This window comes from Brevundimonas naejangsanensis, from assembly GCF_000635915.2.
Lineage (GTDB): Bacteria > Pseudomonadota > Alphaproteobacteria > Caulobacterales > Caulobacteraceae > Brevundimonas > Brevundimonas sanguinis.
Map to the genome: position 1 here is coordinate 617,479 of NZ_CP015614.1, position 19,760 is coordinate 637,238.

A 19,760-nucleotide genomic window follows, 5' to 3' on the forward strand; every position below is an offset into this window, starting at 1 on the left:
CGGCTTTGTGGTTTCGCGCTGGCCGCGGGGGCGGCCGATGTCTTCTTAAACGTGTCGCCAACCTCGCGGGCGTCAGGTCCGTCAGGCCCGGCGCGACGGCTGGATTCTCGTCCCACCCGACGCACGGCTTCATCGGACGTGGCCGCATCGGGCTTGCCGCCCGGAATGGCGGCGTTCTCCTCTCGACCTTTCGACTGCTTCGGTTGTCCCATCGGACTCTCCCGTCATGGCTTTGCCTCTGATGAGGGGACGGCGCCCGAAATGGTTCCCGCCCGGCAACAGGCGACTGGTGTCTATCGCTCGACGGTCGAACGGCTTGGGCGCTCCCCGTAGTCGCCGAACTGACCGCATTATGGGAGGTGCATCAAAAGCCGCGTGACTTCCAACGACGAGCGGAGTGCTTGGGCTAGTGATCCGCCCCACAGGCGGTCCACGTAACCGCGACGATCACTAGCTGGAGCCCCGCTTGAGGTCAGGCCTTGGAGTTCAGGGGGACGAAACTCTGGCCCAGCAGGCGTCCGAAGGTCAGGGCGGGCGTCGCCATCATGCCTCCGCAGACGGCGCGTCCCATGGTCTGGCTTGCGCCCAGCAGTTCGCCGGCGGCCCACAGCCCCGGTATGGCCGAGCCGTCGGGGCGGATCACCTGAAGCTGGTCGTTGACGGCCAGGCCGACCGCGCTGCTGACCGCCGCGCCCTGCACCCGGATGGCGTAGAAAGGGCCTTGCGCGATCGGGAGAGGCAGATGGCGGCGGCCCAGGAAATCGTTGCCGGAATGGACGCCGTAATTATAGCCGCGCACGGCGCGCATCAGGCCATGCGCGTCGACGCCCGCTTTCTGAGCCAGCGTCTCCAGATCATTCGCCTTGTAGAAGAAGGGGCGATCGTCCGCGAACAGAGCGCGTATTTCGCCGGCGTCGAAGCCGGCGATGAACGGCGGCGCCTCCGTCAGGATCCGCTCGTCGAACACGACCCAGTAACGTTGCACGGGCTGCTCCAGCAGCGCGTTTTCGCGGGCATCGACGGACTCCATGTCTTCGCGCACGAAGCGGTCGCCGTGGGCGTTGACGTAGATCTCCCACGGCGGACGACGCTGGGGATAGGTGTTCAACCGGCCGACCATGCCGGGGCGCGGTCCTTCGCCGTCCAGCAGGAAGCCGAAGTTGATGAAGAAGTTCTCCTGACCTCGCAGCCATCCGCCGACGCTGCAGCCCAGCCTGTGCCCGACCCCCTGCGAATAAGCATAGGGCAGATTGGTGTAGAGAGGGACGCCGTTCAGGGCCTGATAGACGTCGGGCGAGGCGGAATAGCCGCCCGTCGCCAGCACGGTCTGGGCGGCCTCGAAATGATGTTCGGCGCCTTGGGCGTCGCGGGTCGTAACCCCCGTCACGGCGCCGCCGGGGTTGGTCGTCAGGCTCAGTGCTTCATGGCCGAGCCGCAGGCTGATCCGGCCGTCCGCGACGGCTTGCTCGATGCGCGGGATCAGGACATCGCGCAGCGAGGCGCCGCCGTTTCGGCCCCAGTAGTAGCGGGCGCGCGAATAGGGCTCGTGGCCGACGCCGTCGACCGGACAGGCGGGGTCGATGTCGAACCCCTGTTCCATCAGCCAGTCGAACGTCTCGGCGGCGTTCCACACCGCCAGCCGTACCAGGGCCTCGTTCGCCGTGCCCCGGCTTAGGCGCATGATGTCGTCGAAATGCGCCTGGGCGTCGTCTTCGATCCCCTTGTCGCGCTGTAGGCGCGTGCCAGCCGCGCTCAACTGGCCGTTGGCGACCCAGAGGGTTCCGCCCAGCACATCGGCGTGGTCGATCAACAGGACGCGAGACGTGCGCTCCGCCGCGAAGATGGCGGCGGCCATACCGGCGGCCCCTCCGCCGACGATAACGAGGTCCCAGGGAGCGGCGCCTGAGGCCCTGTTCAACGCAGGGTCATTTCTTCATAGACCGGCACGCGGTGGCGGATTTTCACGTGGCCCACCCTGGGCGTATAGGCGAACAGGTCCTGGTGCTCGATCAGGAACAGCGAAGGCGCCGCCTCCCGGTACAGTCGACCCAGCGCCTGATAGGCCTTCAGCCGCTCGTCATCGTCCATGATCTCGCGCGCGGTCTTCAGCTTGTCGGTGATTTCCGCGTTGCAGAAGAAGGGCGTCGGCCGCATGCAGGAGAAGTCCTCCATGGCGCGGGTGACGTCGTAGTACTGGAAGCTGTTCCACGACAGGGCCAGCGCCTCGCCCGACCAGCTGTTGGTCTGATACTTCACCAGGAAGTCCGGCATGGTCATGACCTTGAGGCGGGTATCGACCCCGACGGCGCGCCAGTATTCGGCCACCGCCTGGGACATCATGTCGTCGCCCGGCGCCGCGTCGGTCAGGACCTCCATCGTCAGATTGAAGCCGTTCGGGTAACCGGCCTGCGCCAACAGGCGGCGCGCCTTGGCGGGGTCATAGGGGTAGGGCGCGATGGTCGGGTCGTAGCCGAACACTCCCTTGGCGGCAGGCTGGCCCGACGGCTTGGCGTTCTGCGGCAGCAGGGAGGCGATCGCCTCCTTGTCGACGGCGTAGTTGAGCGCCTGACGCACGCGAACGTCGCGCAAGGGCGAGGACGGATCGCCGCCCACGTTGCGGAAGGAGTAGGCCTTCACCTGCATGGAGGGTCTGTAAAGAACGTGGAAGCCGTTGCGCTCCAGCCGCTCCGTCTCCTCCAGGTCGACCAGAGACAGATCCACATCGCCCGACAGCAGGGCCTGAGTCCGCCCCGCCGCGCTCGGCAGTTCGTAGAAGACCACGCCGTCGATCGTCGACGACCGCCATGATTTCGGGTTTCGGGCCAGGGTCAGGCGGCGGGTGCGCTGGTCCCAGCCGGTCATGACGAAGGCCCCGGTGCCGACCGGCTTCTGGGCGTAGGCGTCCATGCCCACCTCGGCCAGGGCTTTCGGCTCGATCATCATGATGGCGGCCAGGCGGCGCGGCAGGACCGGGTCGGGACGCTCGGTGCGGATCTCCAGTTCCAGCGGTCCGACGGCGCGCGCTTCGACGATGCCGCGCGCTTCGGAGCCGATCAGGGTGCGCTTGCCCTGATCCGAGCGCAGGAAGGCGAATACCTCGGCCGCGACCTCGGCGTCGAACGGGCGATCGTTGGAATAACGCACGCCTTCGCGCAGCTTGAAGCGCCAGACCGTCGGTTCGATCAGCGTCCATTCGGTCGCCAGGCCCGGCCCCAACTGGTCGTCGTCGTTGATGGCGGTCAGGCCGTCGTAAATGGCCAGCCACAGCAGGGAGCCGGGACGGCTGTTGCCCCGGAACGGATTGCCGAGGCTGGAAGGCAGGCTGGCGGCGGCGACGCGCAGCACCTGGCTGCCGGTCGCAGGCGTCGGCTTGTTCGCGGCGCCCTGGCTGCAGGCGGCGACCAGGGCGGCGCCGAGACAGGCGGCGATGAAGCGGCGAAGGCGGTTCGGCGTCATGAGGGGGACTGCTCCTGCATGAGGGCGTTCGCGCCGATGATGTCCATCACGCCGGCCAGCGCCTCGTCCGTGATCGGGCCGCCGGCTTCCAGGGCGGCGCTCAGGCGCGGGTCGGCCAGGGCGGCGGCCGGATTGAGGGCGGCGGCCAGCAGCAACTGCGTATAGGCGCTCTTGGGGTGATAGAGGACCTCTGCGACCGGCCCCTGTTCGACCACCTGACCGCCTTCGATGACGCACACGTGGTCGGCCATGCGGCGAACGCTGCGCATGTCGTGCGAGACGAACAGCATGGCCAGATTCAGCCGATCCTTCAGCTCCAGCAGCAGGGCGGAGACCTTGTCCTGATTGGCGAAGTCCAGGGCCGACAACGCCTCGTCGGCGATCAGCAGGCGCGGCTCCATCGACAGGGCGCGGGCGATGGCGACGCGCTGTTTCTGCCCGCCGGACAGGGCGGAGGGCCGCAGGTCCAGCAGGCGACGGTCCAGATGAACGAGGTCCATCAGTTCTTCGACCCGCCGCCGTCGCGCCGCGCCGTCCAGCCTGCCCACCACGATCAGCGGCTCTTCCAGCACGGTGCGGATCGACTGGCGCGGATTCAGGCTGGCGCCGGGGTCCTGAAAGACCATCTGGATGCCGTGCAGCATGGCCTTGGAGCGCTTGCCCAGGGGCGGCAGGGCGACGCCTTCGAACATGATCCTGCCTTCAGCGGGCGTCGCCAGGCCGGCGACGGCGCGCACCAGGGTCGACTTGCCCGATCCCGACTCGCCGACGATGGCCATGACCTGACCGGGCGCCAGGTCGAAACCGGCGCCGCGCAGAACGAAGCGGCGGTCACGTCCGCTGCCGTAAGCGACCCCCAGGTTCTGAATCGACAGAAGCGGCGCGGTCATGCCCGTCTCCCCAGGTGAGCGGCGTCCCGCAGGCTGCGGGTGAAGGGATGCCGGGGCTCGTACAGCACCTGCGTCGTGGGACCTTCCTCGACGATCTCGCCTTCCAGCATGACGGCGATACGGTCGCAGACAGCGCCGGCGGCTGCGATGTCGTGGGTGATCATCAGGGCGGCGGCCTGCTGGGCCTGACGCCGCAGCAGGGCCAGAATCTGTAACTGGACCGTCGGGTCCAGCGCCGTGGTCGGCTCGTCGGCCAGGATCAGCGCGGGCTGATTGATTAGCGCCAGGCCGATCATGGCGCGCTGGCGTTGCCCGCCCGACAACTGGTGCGGGAAGGCGTCGACGCAGGCGTCGGCTCCCGGCAGGCGCATCGCTCGCAGGGTTTCGACGGCCAGGGCGCGGGCGGCCGCCTTGTCGAGGCCGCGATGGCGACGCGCCGATTCGATCAGAATGGAGCCGACCGTCTTCACCGGGTTGAACGAGGACAGGGGGTCCTGGAACACCATGCCGATGCGGCCGCCGCGCACGGCGCGCCAGTCCGCCTCGGCCAGATTGTCGATGCGGCGGCCTTCCAGATGAATCTCGCCGCCCGCAACGCGCACGCCCGGCGGAACCAGGCCGCCGACGGCGAAGCAGGTCAAGGTCTTGCCCGACCCCGACTGGCCGACCAGGCCGACGATCTCGCCGCGGCGGATCGTCAGGTCGAGGTTGGGGATCAACACGCGGCGGTCGGCGACGGTCTCCAACCTCAGCTTGCGGATATCCAGCACCATTTCGTGCGCCGTATTCAGCTCAGCAACGCTCATCGGGTCAGGTTCCGCAGGTGCTGGCCCACGCTGTGGGCGGCCACGATGATGATGACCATGGCGAAGGCCGGGCCCAGCGTCAGCCACGGAGCCTGAAGCATGAAGGCGCGCCCTTCGCTCAGCATGGCGCCCCAGGTCGCGGCCCCCAGCGGTGCGCCGATGCCCAGGAAGGACAGGGCGCTTTCAGCCACAATCATCTCGGCGAAGTGGAAGACCACCAGCACCGACAGCGTCGGGACGAGGGCCGGCAGAACGTGGTGGGCGTAAAGACGCGCGACGCCCATGCCGGTCATTTCGGCGGCCTGGACGTATTCACGCTGAAACAGGCTGCTGGCCTCGGCGTAGACGACGCGGGAGAAGACCGGCCAGGTCACCAGGCCGAGCGTCAGCGTGACCGCCCAGAAGCCGCTGTCGCCCAGCAGGGCGATCACCGTCACCGCCATGACGAAGGACGGAAAGGACTGGGTGAAGGTGGTCAGCAGCTTCAGGGCGCCGCCCAGCCAGGCGCCCTTGTGCGCCGCCGCCAGGCCGAAGGTCGTGCCGATGCTGAAGGCGATCAGGGTAGCGCACAGGGCCGATCCTACCGACCAGCGCATTCCGTTCAGCAGACGCGCCAGCACGTCGCGCCCCAGTTCGTCCGTTCCCAACAGATGGCCCGGCGCCAGCGGGGCGGCCAGACGTATCGACAGGTCGATGGCGCGGTGGTCATGGCCGGACAGGGCGTCGCCGAAGATCATGACGGCGAGGCAGAACAGGCCCACCACGCCGGCGCCGACAATGGCGGGGGACAGGCTGCGGCTCATGATGCAGCCCTCGCGCGGCTGCGGATGCGCGGGTCCAGCAGGGCCTGCACCGCCTCGGTGACGGCGTTGCTGAGGAAGACGCTGACCACCATGACGAAGACCACGGCCTGCACCACGGGGAAGTCCAGGTTCAGCGTGGACTGCACCAGCAGCCAGCCGATGCCGGGCCAGGCGAAGATGGTCTCGATGACCACCAGCCCCGTCAGCATGAAGGCCAGTTCAGCCCCGATCAGGGCGACGGCGCCCAGCAGGGCGTTGGGCAGGACATGGCGCCACAGGATCTGGTTCTCGGACGCCCCGGTCGAGCGCGCGGTGCGCACGAAGTCGGCGGCCAGGGCGGCATGAGTGTTGGCCTCGACCACGCGGATCAGCTTGGGGGCCAGGAAGGAGACGACCGAGATCACCGGCAGCACCCAGGTCGCCGGTCCGCCGTAACCGATCGAGGGCAGCCATTCGAGCCCGGCGGCGAACAGGTTGATCAACAGCAGGGCGATGACGAAACCGGGAAATCCCTGCATCACCGTCAGCACGCCGCGCACCGCACGACGCGCCGCCCCGGTGCGCTTCTGCCCCAGCCAGGCGCCCAGCGGCAGCGAGATCAGCAGGTTCAGACTCAGCGCCATGGCGGCCAGGAACAGGGTGGCGGGCAGGGAGGCCAGGACCTTGCCCAGAGCCGGGCTTCCATCGGTCAGCGACTTGCCGAAGTCGCCCTGGAGCAGACGCAGCATGGTCTGGCCGTACTGGACGATCAGGCTCCTGTCGAAGCCGTATTCGACGCGGATCGCCTCGATCTGAGCCGGAGAGGCGCCTTCGCCCGCAATGACCAGGGCCGGGTCGCCGGTCAGCCGCAGCAGGAAGAACAGCACTGTCATTGCGGCGATCAGGACAAAGGCGAAGTCCCTCAAGCCGCCAAGCATACGAGAAGAGGAAAACATCAGGGGCGGCGGCTCGCTTTGCTGCGGGCCGAAACGCTCGGTAGAGGCTTGGGCATGTCCTGAACGGTCTCCGCCGCAGAGTCGTATCTAAGTTAAGACATCATCCTTAGGGTAAGCGAAGCGCCTGTCAACGGCGCTCAATCGCCGGACATGAGATCGCTCAGCACATCTTCCGTATCCTGCCCCAGCTTCGGCGGCGGGGCGTCGTATCGCACCGGCGTCTTCGACAGGCGGATGGGCGAGGCGACGGTGCGGATCGGACCGGCCAGGTCGGCCCGGGTCTGTTCGACCATGAGGCCGCGATGGATCGCCTGAGGCTCGGCGAACACCTGATCGATGGTGTTGACGGGCCCGCAGGGCACGCCCGCCGCCTCCAGCGCCTGCATCAGCCCCTGCATGGTGAAGCCCGCCGTCTTCGCCGCGATCAGCGGCCCCAGCGCCTCGCGCTCGGCGACCCGCAGGGCGTTGGTGGCGAACCGATCTTCGACCTCCAGCCCCAGGGCGCCGCACAGGGCGCGGAACTGGCCGTCGTTGCCCACGGCGATGATCACCATCCCGTCAGAGCAGGCGAAGGGCTGATAGGGGGCCAGATTGGGGTGGGCGTTGCCCATCCGCGTCGGCGCGGCGCCGGACACGAAGTAGTTGGTCGCCTGATTGGCCAGCATGGCGGCCTGAACGTCGAACAGGGCGATGTCGACGTGTTGCCCCTCGCCGGTCGCGCGGGCGTGCCACAGGGCGGCAAGGATAGCGTTGGAGGCGTAAAGGCCGGTGAACAGGTCCACGACCGCCACCCCGACCTTCATCGGCTCGGCGCCCGGCGCGCCGTCGGGCTGGCCGGTGATGGACATCAGCCCGCCCATGGCCTGGATCATGTAGTCGTAGCCCGCCCGAGGCGCGTCCGGCCCGTCCTGTCCGAAGCCGGTGATCGAGCAGTAGACCAGCCTCGGATTGATCGCCGCCAGCGAGGCGTAGTCGAGGCCGTATTTCTTCAGCCCGCCGGTCTTGAAGTTCTCGACCACCACGTCGCAGGTCGCGGCCAGACGGCGCACGGCCTCGGCGCCCTCCGGACGGGCGATGTCCAGCGCGACCGACTTCTTGCCCCGGTTGGCGCACAGGAAATAGGCGGCGTCGCCGGGCGCGCCGTCGGCCGTGGTGGTGAAGGGCGGGCCCCAGTGGCGGGTATCGTCGCCGGCGCCCGGCCGCTCGATCTTGATGACCTCGGCCCCCAGATCGGCCAGGGTCTGCGTCGCCCACGGCCCCGCCAGCACCCGCGACAGGTCCAGAACCCGCACGCCGTGAAGCGGGCCGCAGGCTGTCTCGTAAATCGCGGGGCTGGGGGTCATGACAGTCTCCTGATCAGAAAGCGGCTTCGCCGGTGATGGCGCGGCCCAGGATGAGGGCGTGGACGTCGTGGGCGCCCTCATAGGTGTTGACGGTTTCCAGGTTCATGGCGTGGCGCATGACGTGCAGTTCGCCGGTGATCCCGGCGCCGCCGTGCATGTCGCGGGCCTCGCGCGCCACGGCCAGGGCCTTGCCGCAGTTGTTGCGCTTCATCAGGCTGATGGCCTCCGGAACCCAGGCGCCCGTGTCCAGCAGGCGGCCCAAGGCATAAGCGCCCTCGAAGCCGAGGAAGATCTCGGTCTGCATGTCGGCCAGCTTCTTCTGCACCAGCTGCCGCGCCGACAGCGGGCGACCGAACAGGGTGCGCTCGGCCACATAGTCGCGGCTGGCGTGGAAGCAGAACTCGGCGGCGCCCATCGCGCCCCAGGCGATGCCGAAACGCGCCTTGTTCAGGCAGGAGAACGGCCCGCGCAGACCCTGCACGCCCGGCAGGATATTGGCTTCCGGCACGAAGACGTCGTTCAGGCCGATGTCGCCGGTGATCGAGGCGCGCAAGGACAGCTTGTCGCCGATCTTGCCCGTGGTGAAGCCGTCGAAATCGCGCTCGACGATGAAGCCCCTGATGGTCCCATCCAGCTTGGCCCAGACGATGGCCAGGTCGCTGATGGGCGAGTTGGTGATCCAGTATTTGCCGCCGTTCAGGCGATAGCCGCCGTCGACCGCGACCGCCGTGGTCTTCATTGAGGCCGGGTCCGACCCGCCGTCGGCCTCGGTCAGGCCGAAGCAGCCGACCAGTTCGCCCGCCGCCATCTTGGGCAGGAACTTGGCCTTCTGCTCGTCCGAGCCGAAGGCGTAGATCGGATACATGGCCAGCGACGACTGCACGCTCATGGCCGAGCGGTAGCCGCTGTCGATCGCCTCGACCTCGCGCGCGATCAGACCATAGGCGACGTGCGACGCTTCGGAGCCGCCGTATTGCTCGGGCAGCATGGCGCCCAGGAAGCCCATCTCGCCCATCTCGGTCATGATGGCGCGATCGAAGACCTCGTCGCGGAAGGCGGCGACGACGCGCGGCAGCAGGGCCTCGCGCGCATAGGACCGGGCGGCGTCCTGCACCATCCGCTCTTCGTCGGTCAGACGCCCCGTCAGGTCGAAGGGATCATCCCAGCGGAACGTCTGGCCCGAGGGTTGTGGGGCGGAAGAAGCGGCGGGGTTCGACATGATGAGCGTTCCTGACGGACTGGAAGGTGCGGGAAGGCGCTTGCCAAGGCTGCGCGTTTAGATGATATAAAACTATATCATTTGATCCAGCAATGCCCTTGTGCGGCGCATCATCGGGAGAAGGCATGGGTCGGGGCTCCACGCTCGTTGAAAAGATCATCGCCCGGGCGGCCGGCGTGGACCGGGTTGCGCCCGGCCAACTGGTGACGGCTCAGGTCGATCTGGCCTTTGCGCACGACAGTTCGGGGCCGCGTCGCTGGGCGCCGATGCTGCGCGAACTGGGCGTGGGGCTGTGGGATCCGCACAAGGTCGCCATCGTCTCTGACCATTATGTCCCGGCGGTGGACGCTGAATCCGCGCGCATCCTGAAGCTGGCGCGAGAGTTTGCGGCCGAACATCAGGTCGGCGCCTTCTTCGACATGGTGGGAATCTGCCATCTGGTCCTGCCCGAGCACGGGCTGATCCGGCCGGGCGCCTTCGTGGCGGGGGGCGACAGTCACTCGCCGACGGCGGGGGCCTTCGGCGCCTATGCAGCAGGCTATGGCGCCACCGACATGGCCGCCATCGTCGCCACCGGCGAAACCTGGCTGGCGGTGCCCGAGACGATCCGCGTCGAGTGGTCGGGCCGGTTCGGCGCAGGCGTTGCGGCCAAGGACATCATGCTGTTCCTGTGCCGCGAACTGGGCATGGACAACGCCTTCAAGGCCATTGAATACGGCGGCGACACGGTCGAGGGCCTGTCGATGGCCGAGCGCATGGTCCTGTGCAACATGGCCGCCGAACTGGGCTGCGAAGCCGGGGTCGTGGCGCCGGACCGGACCACCTTCGACTATCTGCGCGCGGCCGGGCGTCCGGTCGAGGATGAGGCGGCGGCTCTGGCGCTGGCGTCGGACCGCGATGCCGCCTACGCCGCCGTTCATCGCTTCAATGCGGCGACGCTGCAGCCCCAGATTGCCGCGCCGCATGATCCGTCGCGCACTCAGGACGTGACCGAACACGCCGGGATCAAGGTGGATCAGTGCTATATCGGCGCCTGCGTCGGGGCCAAGATCGAAGACCTTCGCATGGCCGCCGCCGTGTTGAAGGGCCGCAAGGTGTCGCCGGATACTCGCCTGCTGATCGCTCCGGCGTCTCAGAAAACCACGACGACAGCGACGCAGGACGGCACCTTGCAGACGCTGATGGAGGCGGGCGCGGTCCTGCTGCCCTCCGGCTGCGGCGCCTGTGCTGGCTATGGCGCCGGGGTGCTGGCGGACGGCGAGGTCTGCATCTCTTCGACCAACCGCAACTTCAAGGGGCGCATGGGGTCCAAGGAGGCGCAGGTCTATCTCGGCTCGCCCTATTCCGTGGCCGCCGCTGCCGTTGCAGGCCGCATCGCCGATCCGCGTCAGTTCCTGGGAGAGGCGGCATGAGCGGTCGGGCCTTCGTCTTCGGCGACAATATCGACACCGACGTCATGGCGCCGGGGACGCTGATGAAGCTGCCGCCCGAGGAACTGGCGCAGCATTGTCTGGCCGCAGTCGATCCTGACTTCGCCCGCACGGTTGCCAAGGGCGACTTCGTCGTCGGCGGTCGCAGCTTCGGCATCGGCTCGTCGCGCGAGCAGGCGGCGGTGTCGTTGGGCCTGCTGGGCGTGCGCGCCGTGATCGCGCGCTCTTTCGCCCGCATCTTCTGGCGCAATGCGATCAATCTGGGGGTGCCCTGCATCACCCTTGAGCAGGCGGGCGAGATTTCCGCAGGCGACCGGCTGGAGGTCGATCTGGCGGCCGGGCGTCTGACGAATCTGACGACGGGGCAGGGTTATGATTTCACGCCCCTGCCGCCGCACCTTATGGCCATGATGGATGACGGGGGGCTGATGCCGCACCTGAAGAAGAAGCTGGCGGGCGCCGCATGAGCGAGCGTCTGAACCTGCGTCGCCGGCTCAAGCAGTCCCCCGCCCTTCTGGCACCGGGATGCTATGACGCCCTGTCCGGCCTGCTGATCCAGCAGGCGGGATTCGAGGCGGCCTATCTGTCGGGCGCCTCGGTCGCCTATACCCAGCTGGGGCGGCCGGATATCGGCCTGGTCAGTCTGGATCACGTCGTTGACGTGGCGGCGCGCATCACCGAGCGGATCGACATTCCCCTGATCGTCGACGCGGATACCGGCTTCGGCAACGCCCTGAACATGGGCCGCACGGTGCGGCTGTTCGAGCGAGCGGGCGCCCGCGCGATCCAGATCGAGGACCAGACCTTTCCCAAGCGGTGCGGCCATCTGCGCGGCAAGGGCGTGATTTCAGCGCAGGAGATGGCGGGCAAGGTCCGCGCCGCCGTCGATGCGCGCCACGACGACGACACCCTGATCATCGCCCGCACCGACGCCATCGCGGTCGAAGGCTTTGAAGCGGCGATGGATCGCGCCGAACTGTTCCTGGAGGCCGGGGCCGACGTCCTGTTCGTCGAGGCGCCGCGCGATCTGGAGCAGATGCGGGCGGTGGCCGAACGCTTCGCCGCCCGCGTTCCCCTGCTGGCCAATATGGTCGAGGGCGGAGACACGCCGCTAAGCTCGGCGGACAGCCTGTCCGAGTTGGGCTATCGCCTTGTCATTGCGCCGGGCGCGATTGTGCGGGCCGTCATTCCGGCTGTCGAAGCCTTCCTGTCGGTGCTGAAGCGCGACGGCGGCACGGCGGCGCACCGCGCGCACATGACCGACCTGATGGGGGTCAACGCCCGCATCGGTCTGGATGAGATGATGGCTCTGGGACAGCGATACGAAGCGCAGGAAGAGGAGAAGGCATGACCGTCGCGGACCCCAACCTCTACGACTACTGGCCCTATCGAGACCGGCCGAAGATCGTCTGGCCGGGCGGCAAGAAACTGGCCTTCTGGGTCGCTCCGAACATCGAGTTCTATGAGTTCGATCCCGCGAAGAATGCCGGCCGCGCCGGCTGGCCCAAGCCTGCGCCCGATGTCGTCGCCTATTCCCAGCGCGATTGGGGCAACCGGGTCGGCCACTGGCGGCTGATGGAATTGCTGGACAAATACGGCCTGCGCGGCTCGGTGTCGCTGAACGTCGCCCTTTGCGACCACCATCCCGAGATCATCGAGGCCTGCGTCGAGCGGAACTGGGAGTTCTTTTCGCACGGCGTCTACAACACCCGCTATTCCTACGGCATGGACGAGGCGCAGGAGCGCGCCATCATCGAGGACGCCATCCGCACGGTCGAAAAGGCCAGCGGCCAGCGTATTCGCGGCTATCTGGCTCCGGCTCTGACGCACACCGAACGGACGCTGGACCTGATCGCCGAGAACGCCTTCTGGTACACCTGCGACCTGTTCCAGGACGACCAGCCGCAGCCGGTGAAGACGGCGTCGGGCAAGCTGATCTCGCTGCCCTATTCGCTGGAGGTGAACGACGTCATCACCTACGGCGCCCTGGGGATGAGCCCGGCGCGCTACACCGACATCCTGAAGCGGCACTTCGACCAGTTGCTGGAAGAGGGCGAGCAGAGCGGCACGGTCATGTGCATTCCTTTGCACGCCTATCTGGTCAGCCAGCCGCACCGCATCGGCCCGTTCGAAGAGGCGCTGAAACACGTGATGGGCCACGCCGACGACGTGTGGTTCGCCACCGGCGCCGAGATCGCGGGCTACTATCGCGACCACTGCTGGGACCAGACGCAGGCCGATATTGCGGCCAAGGGCTGCGCGACCGGAGGAAAGGGGTTCGGCCATGGCGCTGCCTGAGGACTATCTGACCTATCCGCACCGCTCCTACGGCATGGATCAGACGCTGTATCCGTGGCGTCCGGCGACCGAGCGGCCGAAGATCGCCTGGCCGGACGGCAATACTGCCGCCGCCATGATCGTGGTCCCGCTGGAGTTCCATCGCCTGAACCCGCAAGGCAAGCCGTTCAAGCACCCCGGCGCCATGCAGACGACCTATCCGGATCTGCGCCACTTCACGACCCGGGACTACGGCAATCGGGTCGGGGTGTTCCGCATTCTGGACGCGCTGAAAGCGAGAGGGTTGAAGGCGGTGTTTCCGATCAATGCGGTCCTGCTGGAGCGTGCTCGACCGCTGGTCGAGGCCATCCTCGCCGACGGGCATGAGATCGCCGCCTATGGCTGGGAAGCGGACTGCATCCACTGGAGCGGGCTTGAGCCGGGCGTCGAGGCGGAATGGATCGGCCGTACGCGCGACGCCTTCGACAGGGCGGGGCTGAAGCCGCGCGCGTGGATGAGCCCGGCGCGGCAGCAGTCGTTCCAGACGCTGGAGCTGATCGCCGAGGCGGGCTTCGACATTTGTCTGGACTGGGAGCAGGACACGGTTCCCGTGCCGATGCAGACTGACAAGGGCGTGGTCTGGGCGGCGCCTTTGTCGAATGAACTGGATGACCGCACCCTGCTGACCGTGCGCCTTCAGACCGAAGACGAATGGGCCGATCAGGTGCTGGAGGCGATCCGCCTGCACAAGGCCGAGGCCGACCGCTTCGGCGGCCAGGTCGTCGGCTTCATCCTGACCCCCTACGTCAGCGGCCTGCCGTTCCGGATGAAAACTGTCCGTCGCGTGCTGGACGGTCTGGCGCAGGACGACGCCGTATGGACCGCCGGCGTCTCGGAGATTGTCGAGGCGGCGCGCGGCTGAGGCCGCCGTCGTCCCGGCTCCTGGCTCGGCCGTCGCCCCCAACCTTCGGCCGGGAAGCGTAAAAGCGTAAAAAGAAGGGCGGCGGATTTCGGTCCGCCGCCCTTCGATTCTTCAGGCTGCCGTCAGCTCAGCGCGCGGCCAGCCAGTCCAGCACTTCCCGTGCCGACACCACGTCGGCGTACTTCAGCTGAAGGTCGGTCAGATTGGCGTAGTGGTAGCTCTCGTGCTTGTCCGCCACGCACTCTTCGGCGACGATGGTGCGGAAGCCATAGGACAGGCTGTCCACCGCCGTGGCGCGCACGCAGCCCGAGGTCGAGCCCCCCGTCACCAGCACCGTGTCCACCTTGTGCCACCGCAGGTAGGAGTTCAGCGGCGTCTCGAAGAAGGCCGAGGGCATCCGCTTGGTGTAGATCAGGTCGGCGGCCTCATCGATCTGACAGCGCGGATCGAGGGCGTGGCGTTCGGAACCGTATTTGATGTTCTGCAGGCTGTCGGGCGTATCGGTGCGCGTGCCCCAGACGCCTGCGTCCCCGGCGTCGGCCTTATAGCCGACATGGCTCCAGATCACCGGCATCCCCTTGGCGCGCGCGGCGGCCGAGATGCGGTTGGTGAAGCCGATCTGGTCAGGGTGGGTCACATAGGCCGTCTTCGGAAACAGATCGGGGCGGGTGTAGGACTGCTGGAAGTCGACGTTCACGACGGCCAGTTTCTCGCCGAAGCCGAAACGGGCGCGGGCGGGATTGGCCTTGACCGCCTCGAACAGTTCGCGCGCCGTCTTGTTCTCGCAGATCATGGTCGGTTCGAAGACAAGGTCGCTCACGGTCGGTCTGTCCTTAATGGTATAAAGATATGCCAACTATAGACCGTCCTGCGGCGGGCGCCAGCCGGTCCTGAGGCGGTGCAGCGGAAATCAGGCGCCGTCCTGCCAGTTTCCGTCTTCGCGACGGCTGAGCAGGTGATAGCGGAAGCGGTCGGCGTGATAATGGGCGTGAATATACTGGACCGGTTCGCCGTCGGCCCGGCGCATGATCCGCTCGACCCTGAGCAGGGGCGACCCGATCGCCACCTGGAGCGCCGAGGCCGCAGCAGTGTCTGCGCCGACTGACGAGATCCACAGTTCAGCCTCATGCGGCGTCGCCCCGGCTCGCTCCAGCAGGTCCAGCATGGACTGTTCAGCGAAGGCGGCGTCGTCACATCCGCTGGCGACGAACTCCGGCAGCCACGACACCAGATAGGAAAAAGGCGTCTCGCCCAGCCGACGCAGGCGGATGATGCGCCGCACGGGCGCGCCGGGGCTGACCGCCAGCGCGTGCGCGACGTCGCTATCAGCCGCGACGGACCGGCTTTCCAGCAACTCGACCTGGGTTTCGTGCCCCATGGTCTTGAGCGAATCCATCAGGGTGGAGAAGGATCCTGTCACCACAGGCAGTTCGACCTGCGGCGCCACCACCGTGCCGCGGCCCCGATGGCGCGTGACCAGGCCCGCATCGGCCAGTTCATTCATGGCGCGCTTGATCGTGATTCGCGACGCGCCCAGCAGTTCTGCGATCTGATGCTCACCGGGCAACAGGCAGCCGGGCGGAAACACGCCGCGCCGGATCCGCTCGGCGAGCAGCAGCCGAACCTGATGATACAGGGGGATCGGCAGCCGGTCGTCCAGAAGCTCGGGACGCAGGTCCAAGGCGTCGTCTGTCGGCGGGGATGAGGTCATGCCGCCTTGTGTGGCGTGCGGCGGCGATGGAGACAAGCCGGAGTGGCCAACCCGCTAAGGTCTGATAATAAGCACAAGTTCGCTAATTGACGACGCAGGCCCTGACGCCGGCGTGTGGAGGATGAGCTTGGCCAGACAGGGCGCTGGGGCAGGGACCGATATCGGTCGACGCAGCCTCAAGGCGGACGGCGGTTCCAGCAGCCTGCCGATCTACCACCAGCTGACCACCATTCTGCGTCAGCAGATCAAGGACAGCGCCTTTGCGCCGGAGCAGCCGCTGCCGTCCGAAATGCAGCTGGCGGCGGCCTATGACGTGTCGCGCGTGACGGTGCGGCGCGCGCTGGATCTGCTGGAACGCGAAGGCTGGATTCGACGCAAGCATGGCGTCGGCACCTTCGTCGCCCCCCGTGCTGATGAGGCGCAGCGAGAGGAAAGCCGGGTGTCGGGCCTGGTCGAGAACCTCATCACCCTGGGGCTTGAGACGACGGCGCGGCTTTTGGCCTATGAACCCGAGGCGCCCACGCCGGCCGCCGTGCTTCAGGCGCTGGGCCTTCCCGCCGACGAGCGGGCGCTGCGGATCGAGCGCCTGCGTTTCTTCAAGGACAAGCCCCTGTCGGTGACGACGGTGTGGCTGCCTCGTTCCGTCGCCTCCCTGACGCCCCGCAGCGTCATCGATGACCGGCCGATCATGCGCATTCTGGAAAGCGGCGGAATACGCGCCCAGCGCGCCGAACAGACCATCAGCGCCATTCTCGCCGACGACGCGGCGGCCAATAAGCTGAATGTGGCCATCGGGGCGCCGCTGCTGCGCCTGCGCCGCACCGTGTTTGACGGCGACGGCCGCCCGTTCGAGCATCAGGTCGGCCTCTATAATCCCGATCAGTATGAGTACCACATGCTGCTGACGCGCGATAACAGCTCGGCCCGTCCGCAGTGGCGCCACATCGGCTGACGCGAAGCGCGGCGGGACAGGCCCGCCGCGACCCAGTCGGGATCAGACGCCGAACTTGCGCAGCGGCACGTCGGCCAGAGGAATGGTCGTCGTCTTCTCTTCGGTGAAGAAGGCCATGGAGGCGGCGGCGCCGTCGCGGCCCAGGCCTGAATCCTTCACCCCGCCGAACGGCGCGCGCAGTTCACGCACCATCGGGGTGTTGACCCACATCAGACCGGTACGAACAGCCTGACTGACCCTCAGGGCCTTGTCCACGTTCTGCGTCCAGCAATAGCCGACCAGGCCGAACTGGCTTTCATTGGCCATGCGGACGGCGTCCTCCATGTCGCTGAACTTCACGAAGGCGGCGAAGGGGCCAAAGATTTCCTCCTGACAGACGCGGTCGCTGTTGTTGGGCGCCAGGACGGCGGTCGGCTCGATGAAATAGCCCGGTCGGTCCAGCGCCTTGCCGCCGGTCAACAGGGTCGCGCCCTGACTTTTGGCGATGTCGACATAGGACAGGATGTGCTGACGGTGGCGGGCGGAGGCGATGGGGCCGATCTCGGTGGCGTCGTCCAGCGGGTCGCCGACGCGGATCTTTCGCGCCCGCTCGACGAAGCGATCAACGAACTCGTCGAAGATGGAATCCTGGACCAGGATGCGCGACCCGGCCAGGCACTGTTGCCCGTTGTTCGAGAAGATGGAGATCAAGGCGCCGTCCAGGGCCCGCTCCTGATCGGCGTCGGCGAAGATGATGTTGGCCGACTTGCCGCCCAGCTCCATCGCCGCCGGTTTCAGCCGCCGTCCGGCCGCCTGCATGATGTGGCGGCCCGTCTCGGTCCCGCCGGTGAAGGAGATCAGATCGACCTCGGGGTGATCCACTAGGGCGGCGCCCGTCACCGCCCCGCGGCCGTTCACCAGGTTGACCACGCCCGGCGGGGTGATGGTGTTGATGATCTCGACCATGCGGGCCAGGGACAGCGGAGTCTGCTCCGACGGCTTCAGCACGCAGGTGTTGCCGAAGGCGATGGCCGACGCGACCTTCATCGACGCCAGCGCCAGCGGCGAGTTCCACGGCGCGATCAGGGCAGCCACGCCGACGGGATGGCGCGTGACGAAGGTCAGGTGATCCTTGATCTGCTGCCAGACCTGGCCGGGCTGCTGGCTGATCGCCTCGGCGAAGAAGCGGAAATTATAGCCTGCACGCACGACCTGGCGGCTGAGAACGTCGCGCAGGACGATGCCGGCGTTCAGCGTTTCCAGCGTCGCCAATTCCACGGCGTGGGCGTCGATGGCGTCAGCGATCCGGTAAAGGATCGCCTGTCGGGCCTCTACCGACATCTCGCGCCAGGCGGGATCGTTGAAGGCCCGGCGGGCCGACCGGACCGCACGATCGACTTCCTCGGCGTCGGCTTCCTGCAGTTCGGAGATGACTTCTCCGTTGCCCGGATAATAGGCGGGCAGACGATGGCCGCCGCGCTCTGCGACATAGGCGCCGTCAATCAGGCTGGTGACCGTTTTGGGAGCCCAGTCGAACGGGGAAGCGGGGAGGGACATGAGCGGTCATCCTGATACTGTGGCGACTTGTGTTGTGTTTAAGCTAATACGTGATCGATGCGGATCGCAAGGCGAGAGGGTGCGGTGAGGCAAAAGCTGCTTCATTGGCTCTTTGAGGCGTCGAAGTTTCCTTAAATGCGCGAGGCTGCAGGGAAGTCTGCGACTCTTCCCTTGCTGGAATGCTGAACAAATGTATTAAGTCAGATACAAGTAGGCATGAGGTCGCCAATATGCAGCAATGGGACGCCCAAGTGGTCATCGTCGGCGCCGGCCCGGTCGGGTTGAGCGCGGCCTTGAGGCTGGAAGCTTTCGGGATTTCAGCCATCGTGCTTGAGGCCGAAACGGAGTTGCCTGAAGACCTGCGGGCGTCGACGTTTCATCCCCCGACGCTGGACATGCTGGCGCAGTACGGACTGGCCGAGCCGCTGATCGCTCAGGGGCTGAAGTGCGAACAGTGGCAGATCCGTCATCATGAAACCGGGGAACGCGCCGTATTCGACCTGTCCTATCTGCAGGGCGAGACGCTGCATCCCTTCCGGCTGCAGTGCGAACAGTTTCGTCTGTGCCGCATCCTGGCCGACCACCTGTCAGATGCGCGTCATGTCGAAATCCGTATGGGCGCAACGGTGTGCGCCGTGGATCAGGATGCAGACGGCGTCAACGTCACCTATGAGCAGGGCGGTCAGGAGCAGACTCTGCGCTGTCGCTATCTGATCGGGGCGGACGGCGCCCGTAGCGCGGTGCGGACCCTGCTGGGGTGGGAGCTTGACGGCAAGACCTATCCTGAGACGACCATCCTCGCGATCACGGACTTCCCCTTTGAAGACCATCTGGAGGGGCTGTCGAACGTCAACTACTGCTGGACGGACGGCGGCACCTTCTCCCTGCTCAAGCTGAAGGATTTCTGGCGCTGCAGCCTCTATCCGCGCGGCGAAGAGTCCATCGAGGACGCGCTGGACCCCACCAGCATCGAGCGCAAGCTTCAGGCCATCGTCGCCAGGGACGAGCCCTATAAGGTGCTGGAGATCCGTCCCTATCGCGTGCACATGAGGATCGCGCCTGATTACCGCAGCGGACGGGTCGTGCTGGCGGGCGACGCCGCCCACATCAACAGCCCGTCCGGCGGGATGGGCATGAACGGCGGCGTCCATGACGCCTTCAACCTGACCGAAAAGCTGAAGGCCGTTCTGGACGGCGCCGACGAGAGGCTGCTGGATCTCTACACCCGCCAGCGCCGCCCTATCGCCGAGCAGGAGATCCTGGCCCAGGCGGATCGCAACCGTGGCCGGATGCAGGAGCGCGACCCGGAGCGCCGCAAGGTCATGATGGCCGAGATGCAGGCCATGCTGGCCGATCCTGTGCGGCACAAGGATTATGTGATGCGGTCATCCATGATCGACGGCCTGCGCAAGGCGGCGACGCTGACCTGAGGCGAGCTCCTCCGTGCGTCGCTGCTTGAGGGAGCATCGGCGAAAGCGGA

General features: G+C 67.0%; 18 protein-coding genes. 7 read left to right on the forward strand and 11 right to left on the reverse strand.

All coding sequences use genetic code 11. The features are described from left to right. Positions 1 to 472: 472 nt before the first annotated feature. The 8 genes from DA69_RS02980 to DA69_RS03015 form a co-directional block, all read right to left on the reverse strand. Positions 473 to 1,918, reverse strand: coding sequence for an FAD-dependent oxidoreductase (locus DA69_RS02980; protein WP_419177560.1), 1,446 nt, complete (start codon positions 1,916 to 1,918; stop codon positions 473 to 475). Continuing rightward, positions 1,915 to 3,456: an ABC transporter substrate-binding protein gene (locus DA69_RS02985; RefSeq protein WP_025977530.1), complete on the reverse strand. Its 1,542-nt coding sequence runs from the start codon at positions 3,454 to 3,456 to the stop codon at positions 1,915 to 1,917. The genes DA69_RS02980 and DA69_RS02985 overlap by 4 nt, the downstream gene beginning before the upstream one ends. Further along, positions 3,453 to 4,346 (reverse strand): ABC transporter ATP-binding protein, encoded by an 894-nt coding sequence (locus tag DA69_RS02990; RefSeq protein WP_025977529.1) that lies wholly within the window; start codon positions 4,344 to 4,346, stop codon positions 3,453 to 3,455. Before DA69_RS02990 ends, DA69_RS02985 begins: the two co-directional genes overlap by 4 nt. Further along, complete coding sequence (locus tag DA69_RS02995; protein WP_035302268.1) at positions 4,343 to 5,152, reverse strand: ABC transporter ATP-binding protein; 810 nt, start codon at positions 5,150 to 5,152, stop codon at positions 4,343 to 4,345. The genes DA69_RS02990 and DA69_RS02995 overlap by 4 nt, the downstream gene beginning before the upstream one ends. Beyond that, complete coding sequence (locus DA69_RS03000) at positions 5,149 to 5,955, reverse strand: ABC transporter permease (RefSeq protein WP_025977527.1); 807 nt, start codon at positions 5,953 to 5,955, stop codon at positions 5,149 to 5,151. The genes DA69_RS02995 and DA69_RS03000 overlap by 4 nt, the downstream gene beginning before the upstream one ends. Further along, on the reverse strand, positions 5,952 to 6,890 hold the full coding sequence (locus tag DA69_RS03005) for an ABC transporter permease (RefSeq protein ID WP_081602762.1): 939 nt from the start codon (positions 6,888 to 6,890) through the stop codon (positions 5,952 to 5,954). Before DA69_RS03005 ends, DA69_RS03000 begins: the two co-directional genes overlap by 4 nt. A 137-nt stretch (positions 6,891 to 7,027) precedes the next feature. Further along, positions 7,028 to 8,233, reverse strand: a complete 1,206-nt coding sequence (locus DA69_RS03010; protein ID WP_025977526.1) for a CaiB/BaiF CoA transferase family protein — start codon at positions 8,231 to 8,233, stop codon at positions 7,028 to 7,030. Positions 8,234 to 8,246: 13 nt separating this feature from the next. Next, positions 8,247 to 9,452, reverse strand: coding sequence for an acyl-CoA dehydrogenase (locus DA69_RS03015; RefSeq protein ID WP_025977525.1), 1,206 nt, complete (start codon positions 9,450 to 9,452; stop codon positions 8,247 to 8,249). A 125-nt stretch (positions 9,453 to 9,577) separates the two neighbouring features. Here DA69_RS03015 and DA69_RS03020 point away from each other — a divergent pair, with 125 nt between their 5' ends. From DA69_RS03020 to DA69_RS03040, 5 genes are read left to right on the forward strand one after another with little or no spacing between them, the layout of a single operon-like run. Next, on the forward strand, positions 9,578 to 10,864 hold the full coding sequence (locus DA69_RS03020) for an aconitase/3-isopropylmalate dehydratase large subunit family protein (protein WP_025977524.1): 1,287 nt from the start codon (positions 9,578 to 9,580) through the stop codon (positions 10,862 to 10,864). Further along, positions 10,861 to 11,349: a 3-isopropylmalate dehydratase gene (locus tag DA69_RS03025; protein WP_025977523.1), complete on the forward strand. Its 489-nt coding sequence runs from the start codon at positions 10,861 to 10,863 to the stop codon at positions 11,347 to 11,349. The genes DA69_RS03020 and DA69_RS03025 overlap by 4 nt, the downstream gene beginning before the upstream one ends. After that, positions 11,346 to 12,233 carry an isocitrate lyase/PEP mutase family protein gene (locus DA69_RS03030; protein ID WP_029972559.1) on the forward strand — a complete coding sequence of 296 codons (888 nt, stop codon included), beginning with the start codon at positions 11,346 to 11,348 and terminating at the stop codon, positions 12,231 to 12,233. The genes DA69_RS03025 and DA69_RS03030 overlap by 4 nt, the downstream gene beginning before the upstream one ends. Then, positions 12,230 to 13,180 (forward strand): polysaccharide deacetylase family protein, encoded by a 951-nt coding sequence (locus tag DA69_RS03035; protein WP_025977521.1) that lies wholly within the window; start codon positions 12,230 to 12,232, stop codon positions 13,178 to 13,180. Before DA69_RS03030 ends, DA69_RS03035 begins: the two co-directional genes overlap by 4 nt. Next, positions 13,167 to 14,081, forward strand: coding sequence for a polysaccharide deacetylase family protein (locus tag DA69_RS03040; protein ID WP_025977520.1), 915 nt, complete (start codon positions 13,167 to 13,169; stop codon positions 14,079 to 14,081). Before DA69_RS03035 ends, DA69_RS03040 begins: the two co-directional genes overlap by 14 nt. Before the next feature lie 127 nt (positions 14,082 to 14,208). Here the strand turns inward: DA69_RS03040 and DA69_RS03045 are convergent, their stop codons facing one another. Both DA69_RS03045 and DA69_RS03050 read right to left on the reverse strand, forming a co-directional pair. Further along, the gene (locus tag DA69_RS03045) at positions 14,209 to 14,901 is read right to left on the reverse strand and encodes an isochorismatase family protein (protein ID WP_235599199.1); all 693 of its coding nucleotides are present in this window, start codon (positions 14,899 to 14,901) and stop codon (positions 14,209 to 14,211) included. Positions 14,902 to 14,991: 90 nt separating this feature from the next. After that, positions 14,992 to 15,792: a GntR family transcriptional regulator gene (locus tag DA69_RS03050; RefSeq protein ID WP_025977518.1), complete on the reverse strand. Its 801-nt coding sequence runs from the start codon at positions 15,790 to 15,792 to the stop codon at positions 14,992 to 14,994. Positions 15,793 to 15,913: 121 nt separating this feature from the next. Between DA69_RS03050 and DA69_RS03055 the strand changes: the two genes are divergently transcribed. Next, positions 15,914 to 16,744 carry a GntR family transcriptional regulator gene (locus DA69_RS03055; RefSeq protein ID WP_082891416.1) on the forward strand — a complete coding sequence of 277 codons (831 nt, stop codon included), beginning with the start codon at positions 15,914 to 15,916 and terminating at the stop codon, positions 16,742 to 16,744. A 42-nt stretch (positions 16,745 to 16,786) separates the two neighbouring features. Here the strand turns inward: DA69_RS03055 and DA69_RS03060 are convergent, their stop codons facing one another. Further along, positions 16,787 to 18,280, reverse strand: coding sequence for an aldehyde dehydrogenase (locus tag DA69_RS03060; RefSeq protein ID WP_025977516.1), 1,494 nt, complete (start codon positions 18,278 to 18,280; stop codon positions 16,787 to 16,789). 230 nt (positions 18,281 to 18,510) lie between these two features. On the opposite strand from DA69_RS03060, the gene DA69_RS03065 reads away from it, so the two are divergent. Beyond that, positions 18,511 to 19,710: an FAD-dependent oxidoreductase gene (locus DA69_RS03065; RefSeq protein ID WP_025977515.1), complete on the forward strand. Its 1,200-nt coding sequence runs from the start codon at positions 18,511 to 18,513 to the stop codon at positions 19,708 to 19,710. Positions 19,711 to 19,760: the final 50 nt, after the last annotated feature.